The 21,485-nt window shown below is 43.2% G+C and carries 18 protein-coding genes; 1 reads left to right on the top strand and 17 read right to left on the bottom strand.

Going from position 1 to position 21,485, the window contains the following annotated elements; genetic code table 11:
- Window positions 1-313: 313 nt before the first annotated feature.
- From BS636_RS06960 to BS636_RS06925, 8 genes are all read right to left on the bottom strand, one after another.
- A complete protein-coding gene (locus BS636_RS06960) occupies window positions 314-1,156 on the bottom strand; it encodes a hypothetical protein (RefSeq protein WP_099338128.1) in 843 nt (280 codons plus the stop codon).
- A gap of 13 nt (window positions 1,157-1,169) precedes the next feature.
- Entirely contained in the window at window positions 1,170-2,249 is a 1,080-nt protein-coding gene (gene aroB / locus BS636_RS06955) for a 3-dehydroquinate synthase (protein ID WP_099338127.1), read from the bottom strand.
- Window positions 2,250-2,276: 27 nt separating this feature from the next.
- Window positions 2,277-2,813: a shikimate kinase AroK gene (gene aroK / locus BS636_RS06950; protein ID WP_099338126.1), complete on the bottom strand. Its 537-nt coding sequence runs from the start codon at window positions 2,811-2,813 to the stop codon at window positions 2,277-2,279.
- Between the two features lie 36 nt (window positions 2,814-2,849).
- Complete coding sequence (gene pilQ / locus BS636_RS06945) at window positions 2,850-4,985, bottom strand: type IV pilus secretin PilQ (protein ID WP_416202907.1); 2,136 nt, start codon at window positions 4,983-4,985, stop codon at window positions 2,850-2,852.
- 61 nt (window positions 4,986-5,046) lie between these two features.
- Window positions 5,047-5,574 carry a pilus assembly protein PilP gene (locus tag BS636_RS06940; RefSeq protein WP_099338124.1) on the bottom strand — a complete coding sequence of 176 codons (528 nt, stop codon included), beginning with the start codon at window positions 5,572-5,574 and terminating at the stop codon, window positions 5,047-5,049.
- Complete coding sequence (locus BS636_RS06935; RefSeq protein ID WP_171266066.1) at window positions 5,574-6,341, bottom strand: type 4a pilus biogenesis protein PilO; 768 nt, start codon at window positions 6,339-6,341, stop codon at window positions 5,574-5,576. Before BS636_RS06935 ends, BS636_RS06940 begins: the two co-directional genes overlap by 1 nt.
- Window positions 6,335-6,976, bottom strand: coding sequence for a PilN domain-containing protein (locus BS636_RS06930; protein ID WP_099338122.1), 642 nt, complete (start codon window positions 6,974-6,976; stop codon window positions 6,335-6,337). Before BS636_RS06930 ends, BS636_RS06935 begins: the two co-directional genes overlap by 7 nt.
- Window positions 6,976-8,034 carry a pilus assembly protein PilM gene (locus tag BS636_RS06925; protein ID WP_099338121.1) on the bottom strand — a complete coding sequence of 353 codons (1,059 nt, stop codon included), beginning with the start codon at window positions 8,032-8,034 and terminating at the stop codon, window positions 6,976-6,978. Before BS636_RS06925 ends, BS636_RS06930 begins: the two co-directional genes overlap by 1 nt.
- A 169-nt stretch (window positions 8,035-8,203) precedes the next feature.
- Between BS636_RS06925 and ponA the strand changes: the two genes are divergently transcribed.
- Window positions 8,204-10,729: a penicillin-binding protein PBP1a gene (gene ponA / locus BS636_RS06920; RefSeq protein WP_099338120.1), complete on the top strand. Its 2,526-nt coding sequence runs from the start codon at window positions 8,204-8,206 to the stop codon at window positions 10,727-10,729.
- A gap of 74 nt (window positions 10,730-10,803) precedes the next feature.
- Here ponA and BS636_RS06915 read toward each other — a convergent pair whose 3' ends face one another.
- The 9 genes from BS636_RS06915 to BS636_RS06875 form a co-directional block, all read right to left on the bottom strand.
- Entirely contained in the window at window positions 10,804-11,607 is an 804-nt protein-coding gene (locus tag BS636_RS06915; protein ID WP_099338119.1) for a putative RNA methyltransferase, read from the bottom strand.
- Window positions 11,608-11,664: 57 nt separating this feature from the next.
- Window positions 11,665-12,783, bottom strand: a complete 1,119-nt coding sequence (gene mraY / locus BS636_RS06910) for a phospho-N-acetylmuramoyl-pentapeptide-transferase (RefSeq protein ID WP_099338118.1) — start codon at window positions 12,781-12,783, stop codon at window positions 11,665-11,667.
- Entirely contained in the window at window positions 12,784-14,187 is a 1,404-nt protein-coding gene (locus BS636_RS06905; protein ID WP_099338117.1) for a UDP-N-acetylmuramoyl-tripeptide--D-alanyl-D-alanine ligase, read from the bottom strand.
- 12 nt (window positions 14,188-14,199) lie between these two features.
- Complete coding sequence (locus tag BS636_RS06900) at window positions 14,200-15,696, bottom strand: UDP-N-acetylmuramoyl-L-alanyl-D-glutamate--2,6-diaminopimelate ligase (RefSeq protein WP_099338116.1); 1,497 nt, start codon at window positions 15,694-15,696, stop codon at window positions 14,200-14,202.
- Window positions 15,697-15,707: 11 nt separating this feature from the next.
- Complete coding sequence (gene ftsI, locus BS636_RS06895; RefSeq protein ID WP_099338115.1) at window positions 15,708-17,531, bottom strand: penicillin-binding protein PBP3; 1,824 nt, start codon at window positions 17,529-17,531, stop codon at window positions 15,708-15,710.
- A 15-nt stretch (window positions 17,532-17,546) separates the two neighbouring features.
- Complete coding sequence (locus BS636_RS06890) at window positions 17,547-17,879, bottom strand: cell division protein FtsL (RefSeq protein WP_099338114.1); 333 nt, start codon at window positions 17,877-17,879, stop codon at window positions 17,547-17,549.
- Window positions 17,880-17,889: 10 nt separating this feature from the next.
- Window positions 17,890-18,801 carry a 16S rRNA (cytosine(1402)-N(4))-methyltransferase RsmH gene (rsmH, locus tag BS636_RS06885; protein WP_099338113.1) on the bottom strand — a complete coding sequence of 304 codons (912 nt, stop codon included), beginning with the start codon at window positions 18,799-18,801 and terminating at the stop codon, window positions 17,890-17,892.
- Between the two features lie 190 nt (window positions 18,802-18,991).
- Window positions 18,992-20,011 (bottom strand): sulfate ABC transporter substrate-binding protein, encoded by a 1,020-nt coding sequence (locus BS636_RS06880; protein WP_099338112.1) that lies wholly within the window; start codon window positions 20,009-20,011, stop codon window positions 18,992-18,994.
- 256 nt (window positions 20,012-20,267) lie between these two features.
- A complete protein-coding gene (locus tag BS636_RS06875; RefSeq protein ID WP_099338111.1) occupies window positions 20,268-21,269 on the bottom strand; it encodes a sulfate ABC transporter substrate-binding protein in 1,002 nt (333 codons plus the stop codon).
- Window positions 21,270-21,485: the final 216 nt, after the last annotated feature.

Raw genomic sequence — 21,485 nt, 5'->3', positions numbered from 1 at the left:
GGTTGATATGCATGAAAAATAAAGTTTAAGAGACTCAGAAATCACATAAAAATAACGACTAAATGTGACACTTACGCATAATCATCGAATCATTTTCGCGCCAAAACAGGGAGATTAATTCAATTCATGCACCAATTAAGCAAATAACATGCCAACTTGATGCACCAAGACAAAAACAATACCAATGACAAAGATTTAGCAAATTTTAGAAACAGAGGCATCTTTTTTATTGTGTATTTTTTGCACCAAAAGCGCTCATTTATGGCATTTTCTTATAAAGGGTGCGCTATTTTAGCCCGCACCCAAATTTGCCTTAGTTAAAAGGATCACTGATCTCTTGTTCTTCAGTGCGTTGCTGACCATTCTGTGGATTACGTGGTGCTGATGGTAAGGCACTTTCAGACTTCTGCACATCTACCACATTCCCTTCCGAATCACGACGAACAATGGTGGTACTGGTGGTACTTTGCGTATTCAAGGATGACTGGGTCTGTGGTTTAGGAGCAACTGATTCTTCCACTTTAGGTAAAGGCACATTTTTCAAGCGTACCTCATATAGCTTCTGATTAGAGGTCAGTTCATCAGAACCCATGTTATTCACATAAGGTTGATAATCCTGAATTTGCTGCACCGCTGGTTTAACTGATTTTGGTAAACCCATATTCAGATGATCCAGTGCCTGCTTCGCTTCATTCGCTGATTTATAAGCACCATAGAGCAATACATATTGCTCTGGCATATTTTCGCCAGATAGACGTAAATAAATGAATTTATTACGGTCTACCTGTTTTCTTAAGAAATTTTTGATGATGATTTCATCAGAAACCCGAAATAGCTCAATCGCATACTGATTTTTAAACTGAGTGACATACTTGGTACCACGAAATTCAGCTTCATGGTTTGCATTCACAATGGTGCGTGTCGTCATATCAAGCGGATGAACCTCATCATTTAATGCACCAAGATGGGTCATTGAAGCCACTTTTTCAGGTTGGATCAGTAGTTCAACCTCAGTTTCAGGTTTTTTTTCTACTGGAATGACTTCATCTTTATCGGTAATTGCCCAAAAAATGAGCGCAATAAAAAGACAGCCTACCGCACTGACCAGCCAAAAATAATGCTGAATCTTTTGCCATGGCGTGTGGAGTGCTGTCATTTTCTAAAATTACCTATACCTGATTGGCCAAAATGGCCTGTTTCATCAATTCTACATCAAAGTCTCGGGTGATAATGGCCTGGCCTAATTTCTTTAATAAAACCAGACGCAACTGTCCATTCAGGACTTTTTTATCATGCGCCATATAGCCCAGGAAATCATCCAGAGGAATTTTAGGACAAACTATCGGGAGTTTGGCACGAGAAATGATTTTTTTTGTACGCTCAACATCGGCTTCCAAAATCCAGCCCATGCGTTGTGACAGATCGGCTGCCATGACCATACCGGTCGCAACTGCTTCACCATGCAGCCATTCACCATAGCCCAGATAAGATTCGATGGCATGACCAAAAGTATGACCGAGATTCAATAACGCACGCTCACCCTGCTCTTTCTCATCATTCGCTACAATACGGGCTTTATGTGCACATGAACGATAGACGGCTTCAGCAAGTAACTGCTCACTCCGTCCAATCAAACCTTTCATATTGGCTTCCAGCCAAACCAGAAAATCTTCATCACCAAGTAAGGCATATTTAATGACTTCCGCAAGACCAGCTGATAGTTCACGGTCAGGCAAGGTTGATAACTGAGACATATCTGCCAGCACCACTTGTGGCTGCTGGAAAGCACCAATCATGTTTTTTCCCAGTGGATGGTTAATCCCAGTTTTACCGCCAACACTGGAATCCACTTGTGAAAGTAAGGTCGTAGGTACTTGTATAAAGTAAACCCCACGCTGAAAACAGGCTGAGGCAAAGCCAGCCATATCACCAATCACACCGCCGCCCAGTGCCAAAACCGTACAATCACGATTAAAACCGGCTTCAAGTAATGCATCAAAAATCAGATTCAGATGTTCGACATTTTTGAATTTCTCACCATCAGGCAGAATACAGGTCTCAACTGTTTTACCTAGGTCTTCTAAAGCCGTTTTATAATGTTCTAGATATAGTGGTGCCACCGTGTCATTACTGACAATCATCACTTGTTTGCCATGAATATAAGGCTCAAGCAGTTCTTGAGGATTTAAGCCACTGCCAATAAAAATTGGGTAACGACGTTCACCGAGTTCGACATGTAAGGTTTGCATGATGGGGTAACCACTTTTCAACTGAGCTTAATTCTTCGGAAGGATGAGATTCAGAATACGCTGCGCCAGATCCCGTGCAGCCCCCTGATTGGTCTCAATAATATGATGGGCGACTTCCCGATACAATGGATCCCGAATTGCTAGCAGCTCTTTGAGTTTCTGCTCAGGGTTTTCAACTTGTAATAAAGGACGGTTTTTGTCGCGATAGGTTCGCTGAAGCTGTATTTCAACAGGAGTATAAAGATAAACCACGATACCGCGGTTTTTAAGATATTCACGATTGGGTGCCTGAGTCACCGCACCACCACCTGTGGCTAGAACCAACTGTGGTCGTGAGGTTAACTCATTGATGACAACCGTTTCACGACTACGAAAGCCCTGTTCACCCTCTTTTTCAAAGATCCAGGGAATCGTCGCACCTGTTTTACGCTCAATTTCATGATCACTGTCCAGAAATTCTCGTCCTAACAATTCTGCTAAATGTCGTCCTACTGTTGTCTTTCCCGCCCCCATCGGCCCTACCAAATAGATATTTGGTAGGGATTCAAACTCTTTGCTTGGCAAGGAGTCACCTATTCATTTTGTTAATTTCAAAATATATTAATGATTTCTTGAAACACTGTCATTAACAATTCGAGGTGTAACAAAAATCAGGAGCTCACGTTTATTGTCAGTTTTTGTATCCTTACGGAACAAACGGCCTAAATATGGAATATCACCTAAGAATGGTACTTTAGTTTGACCATTCAGTGTCTCTTGCTCAAAAATCCCACCGAGCACTACAGTCTCGCCATTTTCAACAAGTACATTCGTATTTAATCGATTTTTGTTTAAGTAATACTCACCCATTGGGGTTGTCCCAGCAATACTGTCACTAGAAATATCTAACGCCATTTGCACTTTACCATCTGGTGTAATACTTGGGGTTACATCAAGTTTAAGTACCACATCCTTAAACTCCGTAGTCGCCGTTGCACTTGCCCCACTCCCCTCAGTTGATTGATATGGAACCTCGACACCCGATTCTACTGTTGCCTTTTGCTTATCTGCGGTCAGTACTTTTGGCGTAGAAATCACCTCACCATATCCATCTGCCTGTAATGCAGAGAGTTCTAGATCTAACATAAAATCAGAAAGGCTGATTAAACCAAAGGCAATTTTACCTGCCGCATTGGCTACACCTAGGTCGACGTTTAAGTTTTGCGGACGTTCAATTTCATATTTCCAACCACCAAGTTCCTCATCAAGCTCTGGCGTTCTAAGATCCCAAAGGGTTGTATCACTTCCACCGACTAACAGGTGATTATTATTAGTAACACCCTGAGATAAAATCCCCCATTTAACACCCATTTCTTTAGTAAACTCTGTGGATGCTCGAACAATCCGGGCCTCAACCATCACCTGTTTTACCTGTACATCAAGCAAATCCACCATATTACGGATTTTATCAATAAATGGTTGAGTATCATTAACAATCAGAGTATTGGTACGCACATCAATTGATACTGAACCTCGGTTACTCAATAAACTCTCTTTATCTTCATCATTAGAATTATTGGAAGAAGTATTAGAGGAGTTAGTAGAATTTTGGGCTGATTTATTTTGTGTAATCAGTTTTTCAATATCTGCAGCTTTTGCATAACTGAGTTGCATATATTCTGTTTGGATTGGAGCTAATTTAGTACTTTGTTTTAAAGCTTTTGCTTCTTCTTCTTCAGCTTTAATTAGCTCAGAAACAGGGGCAATCCAGATGACATTTCCATTACGGCGCTTATCTAGATTCTTGGTTTTTAGAACGATATCTAAGGCCTGATCCCAAGGTACCTCTTTCAAGCGTAAAGTAATATTTCCTTGTACGCTATCTGCCGCAACCATATTAATATCAGTAAAATCTGCTAGTAACTGCAATACTCTACGTACTTCAATATCTTGGAAATCCAAAGAAATTTTCTTGCCGGTATAATGATGTGCTGCTTTAGGTTTTAGCGGATTTTTCTCTTCTGGACGTTTTAAGCTAATTGTCAGTTTGTTATCGGTTTGATAAGCCATGTACTCATAGCTATCTGAAGTTTGAATGGTAATCACGCCTGAACCATTCTGGTTCACTGCATCTACTGTCGAGACTGGCGTAGCAAAGTCATTAACATTCAAACGACGAGTCAGATGTGTCGAAATCTTAGAACCTAAAGCTCGTACAATAACTTTAGTTCCCTGTTGTTGAACATCAACTGGTGTATTACCACTCGCCAGATCAATCACAACCTGACCTTCACCTTTAGCCCCGCGCTGGAACCCGATATTGGTAATGCCTTGGGTATTTTGTTGCACGATTGGCTGTACAGGGACAACAGGATTAGTAGGGTTAATCTTGAGAATAAAGGTATTGCCTTCAACACGCGTGGTAAATGCACCCGCATCTGCAAGATTCACCGTTAAACGTGCACGCTGCGCATCTGAAGTCACATCTACAGAACTCGCTTCTTTTGTTGCCACAGCAATATTATTTTGTTTTAAATTTTGCTGAGCTTTATCAAAATCCAGAATCAGGCGTGAGGGCGATTCTAACTGATAAGCCTGTGGCTGAGGTGGCAAGCCATTAAACATCACGCGAATTTCAGTCCCTTGCCCTGGAATTTGCATTGGTACCACATTGGTCATCGAAACCTGTGCACTTGCCGCCTGCATAACTGCGATGGCAACTGCCCCCATTGAAAACTGACGAAACACATGATTCATTGTATTAGCATCCCCAAAAATAAATTCTTTAAAACTTTTATTCATTGTTATTCCCTTTAACTTATGGCGCAGGCCCAATCAAGACCATGCTGCGAGGGCGCTCCACATAACCTTCACGTCCATCTGGAATAATCTCGATTAAATCAATTTGTGTCGGTGTAATATTGACCACTCGACCATGATTGAGTCCCATATAACTGCCGCGCTGTACACGCTCAATTTCCCCATCCGGTGTATTAATCAAAGCCATAATCTGTCCGGCCTGATTTTTAAGACTTCCTTTCATGGTCAAAGTCTCAAGCGGGTAGCTTTCTAGTGGCTGTAGCTGTCGTGACAGGTTAGGATATACCCGCTTACCTGCCATAATTTTCAGTTCTGCTGCCAATGAGCTTGGCAAGAATGGACTTTTTAACTGATGCGCAGCATAACTAAAAGTTTCAACCTGAGTAAAATCGGGAGCTGGTTCAATTGGTAAAGCTGGCTGATTCCGGATATTTGCCATTTCCTGATTTACAACATCAATGCGTGATTCACAGCCTACTAGCACTGTAACAGCCAGGACAGTTAAAGTAATTTTTAATTTCTTCATTACTTTTTCCCTCCATTTTTAGCTTTACTTACTTTTTTACTATTTTTCTTATCACCGCTTTTATCTACATCAGATTGTTGATCCATCTGAGATCTGTCTTGAGCTCCCACATAACGATAGGTTTTCGCCTTCAAGGTGTAATCAATAACTGGAATATCTGTTTTCTTCTCTTTATTTTCAGTACCCGTAATTGTAAAGTCGTGTAGCGTCACAATACGAGACAATCCCGCAATCCCGCTGACAAATGAACCAAAGGCATGATAATCACCGGTTGCTTCAATAGAGATGGGCTGTTCAATAAAGAACTCTTGCTTCACCTCAGGTTCAAGACGAATATTCTTGAACTTCAGTCCTGCATTGACACCACTCAAGTTAATATCTTCAACCAGACCCGGAATTTCAGTTTCCTTCGGCAACTGTTCAAGCTGTTGGTTAAAGCTTGCTTCCATATCCTGAAGTTGTTGTTGGTACTGTTGCAAATTACGCAACTTGGAATCTTTCTCACGAAATTCATTTAACAGATTCTGTTCTTGAGCATTGGCTTGAGTAATCGATTCAATTTTTCCTCGAATCAAACCAAAGTAAGCCAGCATTAAAACCAGGAACACAATAAAGATCCAGCAGGTAATCTTTACAGCCAGTGGCCAACTACCGTAGTTATTTGGATCCAAGGTATTAAACTGTTGAAAGAATTTTTCTACCGTCATTTTATTTTTCGGTGCAACAACAGCTTCCTGACCTAATTCATCGAATTGTTCGTTCATGATGTCGCCCCTCCTGTTGTTGCAGCCGCTTGGGACTGTTGTTCTGAAAGCACCGGTTGAGCAATCTGGTCGAGATCCACGGTAACTGTGAATGTGCCATAAGATTCTTCAACACGTGGAATTACAGAGCTTGGTGCTTTATCCTTTTTCTCTTCTGCAACCAAGAATGCATTCATGAAGGCATTTCGATACCAGGAAGAAGCCTCCAGATTACGCAGTAACTCCGCAACCGTATTTGGACTTGCTGCTTTACCTTCGATAATGAACTTATCACCGCTACGGACAAACCTGGTGATATACATATCGCTTGGTGTAACACGTACAATTTCATCAATGAGATGTACGGCAATTGGACGCTGGGTTTGCAGGCCTTGAATCAGCTTCATGCGCTCAACAATTGCATCACGCTGTTCCTGTAAACCTTCTAAAGATTTTAGCTGTACATCCAGATTCTGATTGGTACTGATGATGAGTTGGTTAGCTTGTTCCTGATCTTGTAATTTTTGATCGTAATAGAACCAGCTTCCCCCAGCTGCTGTTACCCCTAGCAACAACGCCCCAACACAATATGCGACAAATTCGTTATTTCTTTTAACCCTGAGCTCATCACGCCAAGGGAGTAAGTTAATTTTTGCCATTAATCAAAACTCCTCAATGCCAAACCACATGCAACCATGAGTGAGGACGCGTCATTTTCAATTTTTTTAATATCAATTTGAGGAGAAAAGCCCATCTGTAAAAATGGATTCGCGATCGTGACACGGTAACCGAGTTTTTGCTGCAATAGTTTTGCTAAGCCCGGGATATTGGCATTCCCCCCTGCCAATAAGATATGGTCAATTTCATTAAATTGAGACGATGAAAAGAAGAACTGTAATGAGCGAGCTGCCTGTTGCACGACTGCATCCAGGAACGGCTCAAGCACTTCAATATCATAGTCATCTGGTAGTGCACGTGTTTTCTTAGCACGACCCGCTTCCTCAAAAGACAGACCATAACGATTCTGGATTTCCTGAGTCAGCTGTTTCCCCCCAAACACCTGCTCACGAGTATAGATAATCTTATTATTCTGCATAACCGATAAAGTCGTCATGCTATGACCAATATCCAGAATACCAACCGTATTTACACCCATTGGCAATGTGTCCGCAAAAACCCTGAACGCATTTTCCAACGCAAAGCTTTCTACATCTGCAATCTTAGGTGTAACCCCTGCAATTTGCAGCACTTCAGAACGTGCTTCGACATTTTCAATACGGGTTGCGACCAACAGAACGTTGACATGGTTCGGATTAGATAAACGGTCCGGCAAGACTTCAAAGTCAATGCTTGCTTCATCGAGCGGGAATGGAATGTATTGTTCGGCATCTTCACGAATCTGAACTTCCCGTTCATCACTCGTCATATCTGCATCCATTTCGATCGTTTTGGTGATCGCCATAGAAGTAGGAATCGCAAATGCAGCCTGGTTGGATTGGGTATTGGCTAAGTTAATAGCACGAGCCAAAGCATCACCGACGGCTTCTGGATTTAAGATGTTTTTTTCAACAACACTACCTTCTGGTAATGGGACCAAAGCATAGCTTTCTACCCAGTACCGTCCGCTTTTCATAGAGAGTTCCAAAACTTTAACAGAGGTCGAACTGATGTCGACGCCTATTAACCCCTTGTTTGGCTTACGATATAACCTGCGCACAATATCATTCCTATTATTTTTTTATCCCCAAAAATAAAGTAGCTTACTAGGTATAATCAGTCTAATAATTTTATCTAGATACAATAACTCATCTAACATTATGTATATCTAAAGGATATACTGACCGCTCACTTAGTTTGCCATTAGCTCTTATTAAAACTTACTTGTTATGAAAAAGCTATCCAGTTCAGGCCTTGTTCATCCATTTTTTTTGATCATTATCATAATTATGATCTCAATTCCGATGGGTTTTTACGGCATGTACCTCTATATTGCCCCATCTTTGCCTGAAATGTCCATCCTTAAAAAGGCACCTTTACTCAAGCCTTTACAGGTATTTAGTTCTGATCAAGAGCTGATTGCAGAATATGGCGGTAAACTTTCTGTACCTGTGGAATATGATCAAATTCCACCGGAATTCATCCATGCCTTCCTCGCTGCTGAAGATTCCAGCTTTTTCGAACATAGCGGCATCAGTTTTAAAGGCTTGGGACGTGCATTAAGTGAAAGCGTGACTGGTTCCGATGTGCAGACCGGCGGCTCGACTATTACCATGCAGGTAGCAAAAAACTATTATCTCAGTCCAGAACGCACACTGAAGCGTAAACTGACCGAGATTTTCCTGGCACGTAAAATTGAGCAAAACCTGACAAAAGAAGAAATCCTGACCTTATATGTCAATAAAATCTTCTTGGGTAAAAATGCCTATGGCATCGCGGCAGCAGCTAAAATTTATTATAATAAAAGCTTAGAAGAGCTATCTCTTGCCCAAATGGCAATGATTTCAGGTCTGCCTAAAGCGCCTTCTAAATATAACCCGGTCGCTAATCCTAAACGTGCACTTGAACGTCGTAACTGGATTCTGGGACGTATGCTACAACTGGGCTATATCAATCAGGGTCAATATCAGCAGGCAATTGCTGAACCAGTCAATCTGGATATGCCTGATCGTAGTACCCGTAATAAATTTCCCTATGTCGGTGAAATGGTTCGCGCTGAGCTCATCCAGAACTTTGGGGAACAGGCAATCGACTCAGGCTATAAGGTCTACACCACGATTAATAGTCAACGCCAAGCTTATGCTGAGCAGTCCGTACAAGAAGGTCTGGAAGCCTATGATCGACGTCATGGTTGGCGCGGTGCTGAAGCAAATGATCAACCCTTACAAAATTTCCAGCCTTTTGCCAATACCTACCCTGCCCAAGTTACTAAGATAAGCTCAAATAGCTTTGAAGCCTTAATGCAGGATGGCACGACAGTCACCGTTCCTTGGTCTGGCATGTCTTGGGCACGACGCTATCGCAATGCCAATAGTGTGGGTGCTGCACCAAACCGTGCGGCGGATATTGTTAAGCTTAAAGATATTGTGCGCTTACGTCCTAATGAACAGAAAACTTCGTGGGCACTAGTACAAATTCCTAAAGCACAAGGTCAACTTATTGCGTTAAATCCTAATAACGGTGCAATTGAAGCCGTAGTAGGTGGCTATAATTTTTATCAGTCTACATTTAACCGTGCTATTCAAGGCTGGCGTCAACCGGGTTCTACCATCAAGCCCTTTGTTTACGCACTAGCATTGGAACGTGGCATGACACCCCATACCATGGTCAATGATGCACCGATTACCATTGGTAAATGGACGCCAAGAAACTCAGATGGCCGTTATCTAGGCATGATTCCTTTACGTCGTGCCTTGTATCTATCACGTAATACGGTTTCTGTCCGTTTACTACAAACAGTTGGCATTGAGCGTACCCGTCAGCTTTTGATGGATTTTGGTCTGGAAGATAAACAGATCCCACGTAACTACACCATCGCCCTTGGTACTCCGCAAGTACTGCCAGTTCAGATGGCTACTGGTTATGCCACGTTCGCGAATGGTGGTTACCGTATTCAGCCGCATTTTATCAGCCGTATTGAAGATGCTTATGGCAAAACCATCTTTGAAGCCAAACCTGAATATGCCTGCATTTCCTGTATCGATCAGGAAGAAGAAACTATCGCTTCTGCTGATGTCGTGACGCCAGATGATGAAGTGATCGAAATCCACAACCGCTCTTTAGAAACTAAAGCGACAGCACCAAAAGTTTCGGCTGAGCATAGCAACTATCGTCAGGCACAGCGTATTCTCAAATCCAGCTCGGCTTATGACATGGCCAATATTCTGCGTGATGTCATTCAGCATGGTACTGGTCGTGCAGCGCTACGTATCGGTCGTAGTGACTTGGGTGGTAAAACTGGTACAACGAACGATGCTAAAGATGCCTGGTTTGCCGGCTTCAATGGCAAGCTAGTCACTGTAGCATGGGTCGGTTTTGACCAGCCAACCACCTTAGGACGCCGTGAGTATGGTGGTGTCGCTGCCTTACCAATCTGGACTGACTTTATGGCCAACGCACTCAAAGGCACTCCAGAAGCTTGGGTACGTCTAGATCGCAAAGCCAAAGCGCCAGTAAACCGCACCAAAGTGATCAACCAAGATGTAGAAGTCCATGATGATCATTCTTCACCTCCAATGGCTACACCACTCTATCGTCCAGCACCGGTCGTTAAACCGAGACGCGAACAAAATGATTTTGAAGATCTACCTGGTGAAGAACTGAATGTACCTGGTGAAACACCAAGAAGCCAGGAGCAGCCACTTCAACCCAAGAAAACAGATTCTCTTGATAATCTGATTGAACAGGTTCAGTAATTTATAGTGATTAGATAGCCAAATAAAAAAGCCCTCAATTGGGGGCTTTTTTATTATTTAGGCAATGGTATACATCATTTCTTTTGGAACAGATAAATCTGATATTGCGCCATCAGTTCAAATTGTTCCTGCTGCTCGAGTGCCAGACGGCGTTCCGGCTTCGCCTTATAAGCATACGGCGTCATGGCAATTAGATTTTTTAGGTCCGTCTGTGGCAAATTCATCGGTGCTTCTACAACTTGTTCGCTCACTAAATCAAAAGCATCCTGCAACTGCTCGACGAATTTCTGTGGTTCATGCGGTTTAACTTCCTCAAATAAAGCTTCACGCATTGCATATAAATGCTGTGGTGCAGGCGTCACAATCAACAAATAAGATTTTGGCTTCAGCACACGCAGGATTTCTTGTTTCGGAATCGGACTAAATAGACTGGTACATAAATCAATTGAGTTATCTAAGACTGGTAAAGTTGCCCCCGTACCCACGACCCAGGTGACATCTTTATTCAGCTTTGCTGCCACTTGAATCGCATTTTTGGCAATATCTACGCCTACACACTGCAGCACTTCTTGTTGCATGGCATTAGTGTAATAGCCCTCTCCACAACCAATATCCAGTAGATTCTCAATACGCAGTTCACGAATCTTTTGAACCACTGCTTGTTGTAACGGTGCGTAGTGCCCTGCACTTAAAAATGCACGGCGGGCCTGTACTGATTCAGGCGTATCGCCTGGATTTTTACTATGTTTATGCTGAACCACATGCAGATTCACATAGCCTTGTTTTGCTACATCATAGCTATGCTGATTGTCACAGCGCCACGTGCGTTCGTTTAATCTGAGCTGCTCACGACAAACAGGACACATCAGTAGGTTCATTATTAATTTCTCCAAAACAAAAAAGCCGGCATGCGCCGACTTTTTCAAATGCATTTCTTAACGCAATTTTAAGGTCATTAGCCCCAAAACTACCAGCATAATCGTAATAATCCAGAAACGGATTACCACCTGAGTTTCACGCCAGCCTTTCTTTTCATAATGGTGATGAAGCGGTGCCATTAAGAACACACGCTTATTACGCATCCGTAAAGAACCAATTTGCAGGAATACTGAAATCGCTTCAACCAGGAATACACCTGCCATAATGGCGAATACAATTTCTTGACGAACCATCACGGCAATCGTACCGAGCATTGCACCCAATGATAAAGCACCAACATCACCCATAAAGACTTGGGCTGGATGTGCATTGAACCAAAGGAAGGCCAAACCAGCACCAATCATCGCAGCACAGATCACCACCAGTTCTGATGAATACTTAACATATGGAATATGCAGGTAAGTCGCAAAACGTACATCACCAGCAAGATAAGCAAATACACCAAGACCCGCAGCGACCAGTACGATCGGCATAATCGCCAGACCATCCAGACCATCCGTCAGGTTCACGGCATTTGATGCTCCATTAATCACGAAATAGGTAAAGATGATAAAGCCAATACCGAGGGGAATAATTGAGAGTGGAATTGTGTGATCCTTAAAGAAAGGAATCAGTACATCCAACATATTGGCTGTCACCACCGGATTGGGTTGCTGCTGCGCAATGACATACAGCGCAATACCCGCACCGATTGAACCCACAGAAGTCCAGAAGAACTTTTTACGTGCAGGTAAACCGGCGTTATCTTTATATCGGATCTTGATCCAGTCATCGGCCCAACCGACGGCACCAAAGATCACCATCACTGCAAGCACAATCCAGACATAAGGATTAGACAGATCTGCCCAGAGTAAGGTAGAGATGCCAATAGAGAGTAAAATCAGTACACCCCCCATGGTCGGTGTACCCATTTTCTTGGCATGGTTTTCAGGAGCGAATGAACTTACTGCCTGACCATACTTCAGTGCCTGTAATTTGCGAATCATCACAGGACCAAGCACCAGACCAATGGTCAATGCCGTCAGGACACTGAGCAAAGCACGTAATGTTAAATAACGAACCACCTGGAACGTGCTGTCATAGCCCGCCAGTTGTTCAAATAGCCATAACAGCATTTAAAGTTTCTCCATCAATGCAGCCATCAATGTTTCCATATGGGTAAAACGCGACCCTTTAAACAGGAATGACATCGGCTGAGGTTGATGTGTTTCAATCAAACGAATTAAGAACGGCAAAGCCTGCTCCTGATTCAGGAAAGCCTGCATTTTCTTACCATATTGTGTACTACGAGCGCCTTCTTGTGCAGCTGGGGCAAACTCACCCACTGCCACCACAAAGTTCAGGCCTTTTACCGAAACCAGATCACGACCCAGCTTATAATGCTCAATCGCGGCAGATGAACCTAGCTCACCAATATCGCCAGTCACCATGACACGAATGCCTTCCTGCTGTGCTAAAACATCAGCGGCAGCGCGCATCGAGTTTGGATTGGCATTGTAGGTGTCATCAATGAACAAAAAGTCTTTGTGCTTGATGAAATTTAAACGACCTTTGGCACCGACTGCCTGCTCTAAACCAGCAACGATATCATCTAAGCTAATACCGATAGCTAAAGAGAAAGCTGCTGCCGCAGTGGCATTCTGTACATTATGCTCACCAGCAAATGGTAGATTCACTACCTTGCTGCCTTGTGGCGTATTCAGGGTGAAAGTGGCAGACTGTGGATGTAGCTCTACATCAGTGGCGTAGACGTCACCACCCTGACCAAAACTTAAGGTCTTTTTGGTTTTCACTGCTGCACGAATCTGCTCAGCATAATCATCTGCAGCAGGGATAATCGATGTTTCGGAAATATGGGGATAAATTTCTGACTTGGCACGGCAGATACCATCACGACCACCAAATTCACCCAGGTGTGCAGTACCGATATTAATAATACCTGCCACATGCGGCTGTACCAGACCCGAGGTGTAATCAATTTCACCCTGATGGCTTGCACCCAACTCCATCACTGCATACTGATGATCTGGACGCAGCTCCAGCAACATCACCGGCACACCCAGATCATTATTCAGGTTACCGCGGGTTACTAGAGTCGGAGCCAAACGCGACAGGATACTGCCCAACATTTCCTTGGTGGTGGTTTTACCACTACTGCCAGTCAGCGCAATCACTTGCAGTTGTGGATTCTGCTGACGGCGAAAAGAACCCAAACGACCCAGCGCCTGACGAGTATCTTCCACAACCAATTGGCAGATTTCAGCATCAATCGGATGATCAACAATTACAATCTGGCAACCATTTTCAGCGACTTGAGCTACAAAATCATGTGCATCAAAGCGTTCGCCTTTCAGTGCCAGAAAAGCATCACCCGCTTCCGCATCACGTGAGTCCATCAGGATACGCTTGATTGTACCTTCAGGCTGTTTGTCATTCAGCCAGTAACCTTGAGTTGCTTGTTGTAATTGTACTGCAGTCCAAGGTACCAAAGGCACAGTACTGGTAGTTGAAGTATGCATAATTTTGTCCTATTACTGCGCTGGATATGCGGAATCAGGATTACAGTGCTGCGCATCAATGGCTGCCTGTACTTCGACAACATCATCAAACCAATGACGTACGCCATCAATTTCCTGATAGTTTTCATGTCCTTTACCGGCAATCACTACAATATCACCAGCTTGCGCATGTTTCACTGCAAACTTGATCGCTTCACGACGGTCATGAATTTCCTGATAGGTCTTACCCGAGAAATCGATCCCCTGCTTCATGTCGGCAAAAATCTGGTTCGGATCTTCAGTACGTGGATTATCCGAAGTCAGAATGGCAATATCTGAACCATTCAGTGCAGCTTGTGTCATCAAAGGACGCTTACCACGGTCACGGTCACCGCCACAACCAAACACAGCCCAGATCTTGTTATTCACATGACGTCTTAAAGTCACCAATACTTGAGTTAATGCATCTGGGGTATGTGCATAATCTACGACAAATAGGCGCTCATCATCACGAATCACCTGCATACGGCCCGGTGCGCCTTTCAGCTGTGGCACAGTTCCGATCAGTTGCTGCAAGTCCAGACCTGCCTGTTCCGCAACAACCAGACTCGCGACCAGGTTTTCAATATTGAAATGACCTAATAATGGACTGTGTACCGTAAAGATACCCTGCGCAGTGATCAGTTTAAATTCTGCGCCAGAGATCCGGTATTGAATATCCTGTACCTGATAGTCAGCAGCTTGTGACAGTGAATAGGTTAAAATTTTGGGCTGCGCTGGATTGGCTTTCGCTGCATCCATCATCACCTGAGCATGTGCATCATCCAGATTGATGACAGCAACTTTCAGAGATTCAAACTTGAATAAACGCGACTTGGCTTCAGCATAAGCTTCCAGCGTTTTGTGATAGTCCAGATGGTCACGGCTCAGGTTGCTATAAGCGGCAATTTCAATATCACAGCCATTTAAGCGACCTTGTTCCAAACCATGTGAACTCGCTTCAATCGAAGCGAACTCAGCACCTGCTTGCGCATACCCATGTAGCGCATTTTGTAGTTGCAGCGCATCCAATGTGGTATGTGAAGAGGCTTCCAGATTTGGAAGAATGCCGTTACCCGTCGTACCCATTACCGCACATGACTTGCCTTGCAGCATTAAGAGTTCAGCAACCAGACGAGAAATCGTAGTTTTGCCATTGGTCCCGGTAACCGCCAGAATACGTGCAGCCTGTACTGGCTGGGTCGCTTGCAAATATCGTTTCTGCCACTCGCCCATCAAGTGTCGTACATTTGGGACTACCACTGCAGGAGAAATTCCGAGATCCTGTTCAGAAATGACTGCGAGTGCACCTAGAGAGAGTGCTTTGTTCGCATAGTCCGCAGTTTTCTCTGGATGAGAAAGACTAGTCAGGGCAATAAAAATTTGTCCTAATTTTACTTTTCGGCTGTCCAGCTCAAAGCCTTGAAAGGATTGTCGCATCCATTCAGCGCTATCTTGAACGGCGTAGAGATCTTGAAATGTTATCGACATTGATCACCTGTTTACTGGACTTGGGGAGATTCTAAAGGTTTGTCCAATGGGACATTTAATAAACGTAAAGATTCTTGCATTACACGAGCAAAAACAGGCGCTGACACCGTACCACCATAATAAGCCCCTTGTGGATTTTCCACCACAACCACCATCGCTAGACGAGGATCACTGACTGGTGCAATACCCGCGAACAGAGCACGGTACTCATTTTGTGAATAGCCTTTACGATCGGCACGCAGTTTATGCGCAGTACCGGTTTTACCTGCTACACGATAACCTGGAATATTGGCCTGACGTGCCGTACCACCTGGCATCGTCACTGCTTCCATCATCAATAAGACTTGATCTGCAATTTTTGAATCAATTACTTGCTCACCCTGTGGTTGCTCTTCCAGCTTGTACAGACTCAGCGGTACCTTGACACCTTTATTGGCAATCATGGCATAAGCATCTGCAAGCTGAAGTACGGTGGCATTCAAACCATAACCATAAGACATGGTGGCCACTTCTGACACATTCCACTTGCTTGGTGGCAGGATCAAACCTCCACTTTCACCTGGGAATTTTACCGCTGAACGCTGACCAAAACCTAAACGCTTATAAAAGGTTGGCAAGGTTTCATACGGTAATGACAGGGCAATTTTGGCCACACCCACGTTTGAGGATTTCTGGATAATGCCACCCAGCGTCAGTGGACCATAGTTATGCGTATCACGGATAGTATGGTTACCAACACGCATGCTGCCCGGTGTAGTGTTAATTACAGAATTGGCATTATATTTACCACTTTCTAGTGCCATCGCTACTGTCATCGGCTTCATGGTCGAACCTGGCTCAAAAGAGTCAATTGCACCGCGGTTACGCATGGCATCCTTATTCAGCATGCTGTTTTTGTCGTTCGGGTTATACGATGGCCATGAAGTCATCGCCAGAATTTCACCCGTCTTCACATCGACTGCAATCGCTGTCGCTGAACGGGCATTATTGGCAACACCAGCAGCAGTCAGTTCACGGTACATGATGTATTGCAAACGTGAGTCAATGCTCAGGGTAATATTTTCCCCTGCTTCTACTTCTTTAATAATTTCCGGGTCTTTAACACGGTTACCCTTCTTATCACGCACGATCTGCTGCTCGCCATCCACACCTGACAGACGGGTATTCAGCTGCATTTCCAGACCTTCAATACCCATGCTCTCACTGTTGGTCAAGCCAATAATCTGCGAGTTTGGCTGAGGCTGCGGATAGTAACGCTTATAGTTTTTCTCGGTATATACACCTTGGAAATTACGCTTCATGATCAGTTCAGCCTGTTGTGGCGGAACTTCTTTTTTCAAAATCAGATAACGGGAACGTGGACGTGCTTCCATTTTTTTGCGTAGGTCAGCACGATCCATACCGACAGCATCGGCCAGCTCATCCAGGTTCAGGTTTTTATCTGGTAACTGGCGCTTCAGCTTGCGGTTATTCGGCTCTTTTTCCAAAGCCTGAATGGTTTCATCATAAAGTTTTTTATTATCAAAATAATCACGTGGATCAATCACCACGCGCATAATTGGCGTACTGATTGCCAGTGGCACGCCATTGCGGTCATAGATCACACCACGCATGGCCTTGATTTTATCAGTTCTTAAAATCTTGGCATTGGCTTTGTTCTGCAGGAATTCTTTATTAATCACCTGCACATAGAAAGCACGCCCAATCAGCGCTAGGAAGCATATGAGCACCACGGCCCACATAATATAAAAACGGCTAATATCAACGCTTAAAGCATTTTTCGTAGTCACGGACTGTTTTTTACGTGCCACTTGCTTGGTTTTCTTGTCTACCATGTCTGAGCGCTAGCCTTATTTTTTTACATCTGAAGTTTGTGGCAATGAAATCACCACGGTCTGTGAAACAGGAGGAGAATACATTCTGAGCTGGGTCACGGCACGTGTGCCGATTTGTGCGGTTGCACCAAAAGTTTGCTGCTCAATCAGCAAGCGCCCCCACTCTGCATTGAGATCATCACGCTCACGCAGATAGCTGCTCATTTTCCGATAATCCTGACGATATTCAAAGACTTGAAATACCACAAATACAGCGCTGATGAAAACCATCAGCAACAGAATGCCGTAAGTAATGGCTTTCTTCATCCCTGACTGATTCAACTTCCTTTCGACCACTTCAGTTTTCATTATTTGCCTATTAAGCTAAACGTTCTGCAACTCGGAGCCATGCACTGCGTGAACGAGGATTGGCTTTGACTTCCTCATCACTGGCCTTGATACGGGATACTTTTTTCAGTCGACGTGTATCCTTGCGTTGTTGCGGCATGCCCCAGCCCGAGTCTTCCTCTAAGGTAGATTCTTTTTGAATAAATTGTTTAATTAAACGGTCTTCCAAAGAATGGAAGCTAATTACTGCCAAACGACCATGAGGTTTCAGCACTTCAACGGCTTGTGGCAGGAAAACTTCAATATCTTCTAATTCTTTATTAATAGCAATACGAATGGCCTGGAAAGTTCGGGTTGCTGCGTGTTTATTTTTTTCCCATTTTGGATGGGCGACTTTCACAATTTCTGCCAGCTTGGCAGTGGTATCAATATAACCAGCAGCTTTGATTGCTTTGGCAATACGGCGGCTATAACGCTCTTCACCATACTGGAAAATGACATTGGCTAAAGCTTCTTCTTCGATGTTTACCAACCATTCAGCTGCTGTTGGACCTTGTGAATTGTCCATACGCATATCCAGTGGACCATCTTTCATAAAGCTAAAACCACGCTCTGCCTGGTCCAGCTGTGGAGATGACACGCCTAAATCCGCCATCACGCCATCCACGCTTTCGATCCCGTGCTCAGCAAGTGCTTCTTTCAAATCAGCAAAGCTGGCATGAATGATTTTAAAACGTGGATCTTCCTGCTCGAGGATCGCGGCTGTTTCGAGTGCCTGTGGGTCTTTATCAAAAGCATAAACACGGGCATTTTCATCTAACTTAGACAATAACAAACGGGTATGACCACCACGCCCAAAGGTTCCATCCACATAAATTCCCGTATTTCGATCAGCCACTAGGGCATCAACGGTTTCGTGAAGCAATACAGAAATATGGGACATAAAAACTCAATCAATAGGGCGAAAAATTTAACTGCACATTATCACTCCGTTTGGTCAAAGCTCCAAACGACTTTTTGTAGATAAATATTATTTTCCATAGAGAAAACCGTTTTTATTTTTGCTCAGACGATAAAAAAGCCTCCTTAGAGGAAGCTTTTTTATTTATAGGATTAAATCTTAAATCAATAAATTAACGTTTTGAGTTATAAATCTGATCAAAGATCGCACCATTCACGAAGTGAGTTTTCTGCGCATTGGCCCAGCCACCGAATACTTCATCAATCGTAAAGGTTTTGATTTTCGGGAACTGTTTTGAATATTTCGCTAAAACTTGCGGATTACGTGGACGGTAGTAATGTCTAGCTGCCATTTCCTGACCGAGCGGAGAATATAGATAGTTGATATAGCCCTTAGCTAACCATTTATTACCATTTTTCTCGACAGTACGATCGACAATCGCCACTGAAGGTTCAGTTAAAATAGTCAAAGATGGATAGACAATGTCAAACTTGTCTTTACCCAAGGTTTTTTGCGTTACTAGAGCTTCATTTTCCCAAGTCAGCAATACATCACCAATATTACGTTCAGCAAATGTGGTCATTGATGCACGTGCAGCTGAGTCCATTACTTTTACGTTTTTATAAAGCTTACCGACAAATTCTTGTGCTTTCGCTTTGCTGCCGCCTGGTTGTTTTTCTGCATAACCCCAAGCTGATAAGTATACCCAACGTGGCAGACCACCAGTTTTCGGGTTTGGCGTAATGATTTCAACACCTGGTTTAGTCAAATCAGCCCAGTCTTTGATTTTTTTAGGGTTACCCTTACGTACCATAAATACGATGGTTGAGGTATAAGGTGCAGAGTTGTATGGGAACTCTTTTTGCCAGCCCGCTTTGATCTGACCTGATTTGACGATTTCTTCGATGTCATTTGCCAAAGCCAAAGTCACAACATCGCCTTTCAGACCATCAACCACTGAACGTGCCTGTTTGCCTGAACCACCATGTGACTGTTTGAAATTCACATTAATGCCAGTACGGTTTTTCCAGTAAGCACCAAAGGATTTGTTGAATTCGTCATAGAATTCGCGGGTTGCATCATACGATACGTTCAAAAATTCACGGTCAGCTGCTTGAGTTGCAGTCGCGGTAAATGTCAAACCTGTTGCCAATAAGGCAGCGCTAAATATTGATTTTAACTGAGTTTTCATGAGAGCACAGGGAGATTATCTGGTATACATATAACTATATGAAATAAAGTTATTTTTCGCAATTCAGCAAACAAAGTGTATACAGGGTAATATCTTGTTATTTTTTGTTTTAATTTCATGTTTTATATAATAAAAATTTCAATAATATAGATCTTTGCAGCTTTTATAGCATTTTATTCTTTATATATGAAAAAAACGGATAAGAAACTTATCCGTTTTTCTTGGTTTATCCAGTATTTAGCGAATCACTAACAAATCAGCGGTTTTCAGCAGAAATCTGATCGTAGATTGCACCATTCACGAAATGGGTTTTCTGTGCCTTCGCCCAACCACCAAAAACTTTATCAATGGTAAAGGTCTGGATTTTCGGGAACTGTGCTGCATATTTCACAGCAGCCTTTTGATCACGTGGACGGAAATAGTATTTCGCTGCCAGCTCTTGCCCTTTTGGTGAATATAAATAGTTCAAATAACCTTTTGCCAGATTGGCATTGCCATTTTTCGCAACCGTTTTATCGACAATCGCTACCGATGGTTCAGCCAGAATCGAAATCGATGGATAAACGATTTCGTATTTTTCTTTGCCTAAACCTTGAGTTGCCAACAGGGCTTCATTTTCCCAAGACAACAACACATCCCCAATGCCACGTTCAGCAAAAGTGGTTAAAGAGCCACGCGCACCTGAATCCAGTACTTTGACATTGCCGTATAACTTTTTCACCAGCTCTTTAGCTTTGGCATCATTCCCACCTGGCTGTTTCAGCGCATAACCCCAAGCCGACAGATAAATCCAACGTGGCGCACCACCAGTTTTTGGATTCGGGGTAATGATTTCGACACCTGGTTTGGTCAGGTCATTCCAGTCTTTGATCTGCTTTGGATTACCCTTACGTACTAAAAACACGATAGTAGAAGTATAAGGTGCAGAGTTATTCGGAAACTCTTTTTGCCAGCCTTTATTAATCAGACCTGCATTAACGATTTCTTCAATATCATTAGCCAATGCCAGTGTGACTACATCGGCTTGCAAACCATCCACCACAGAACGGGCCTGCTTACCTGAACCACCATGCGACTGTTTAAAGTTAACCGCTTGACCAGTTTTCTGCTTCCAGAATTTACCGAATTCTTCATTATATTCCTGATAGAACTCACGCGTTGGATCATAGGAGACATTCAGGAAATCTTTGGCTGTTGCCAGCTGTGCCGTGGTCCCCGAAAGTACTGCGAAAATTGCAGATACAATTATTTTTTTCATTACAATAGCTCTTTTGTTTATCTAACAAACAATATATAAACTTAAAAAATTTTTAACAATCAGCTGCTTATATCAATACTTCCAAAGTTTTTCTGATTTTTAGATATCTTGGAAATGACAAATCTCTGCATTTTTTATACTTATCGCCTATCAAGCGATTACTTTAGGATATAATCTTCATAGTCTCTTCATAGTCCTGTGCTAAAAATAGCGCCC

The sequence above is a fragment of the Acinetobacter sp. LoGeW2-3 genome (assembly GCF_002688565.1).
Classification (GTDB): Bacteria; Pseudomonadota; Gammaproteobacteria; order Pseudomonadales; family Moraxellaceae; genus Acinetobacter.
This window is presented reverse-complemented; position numbering and strand designations above follow the sequence as displayed.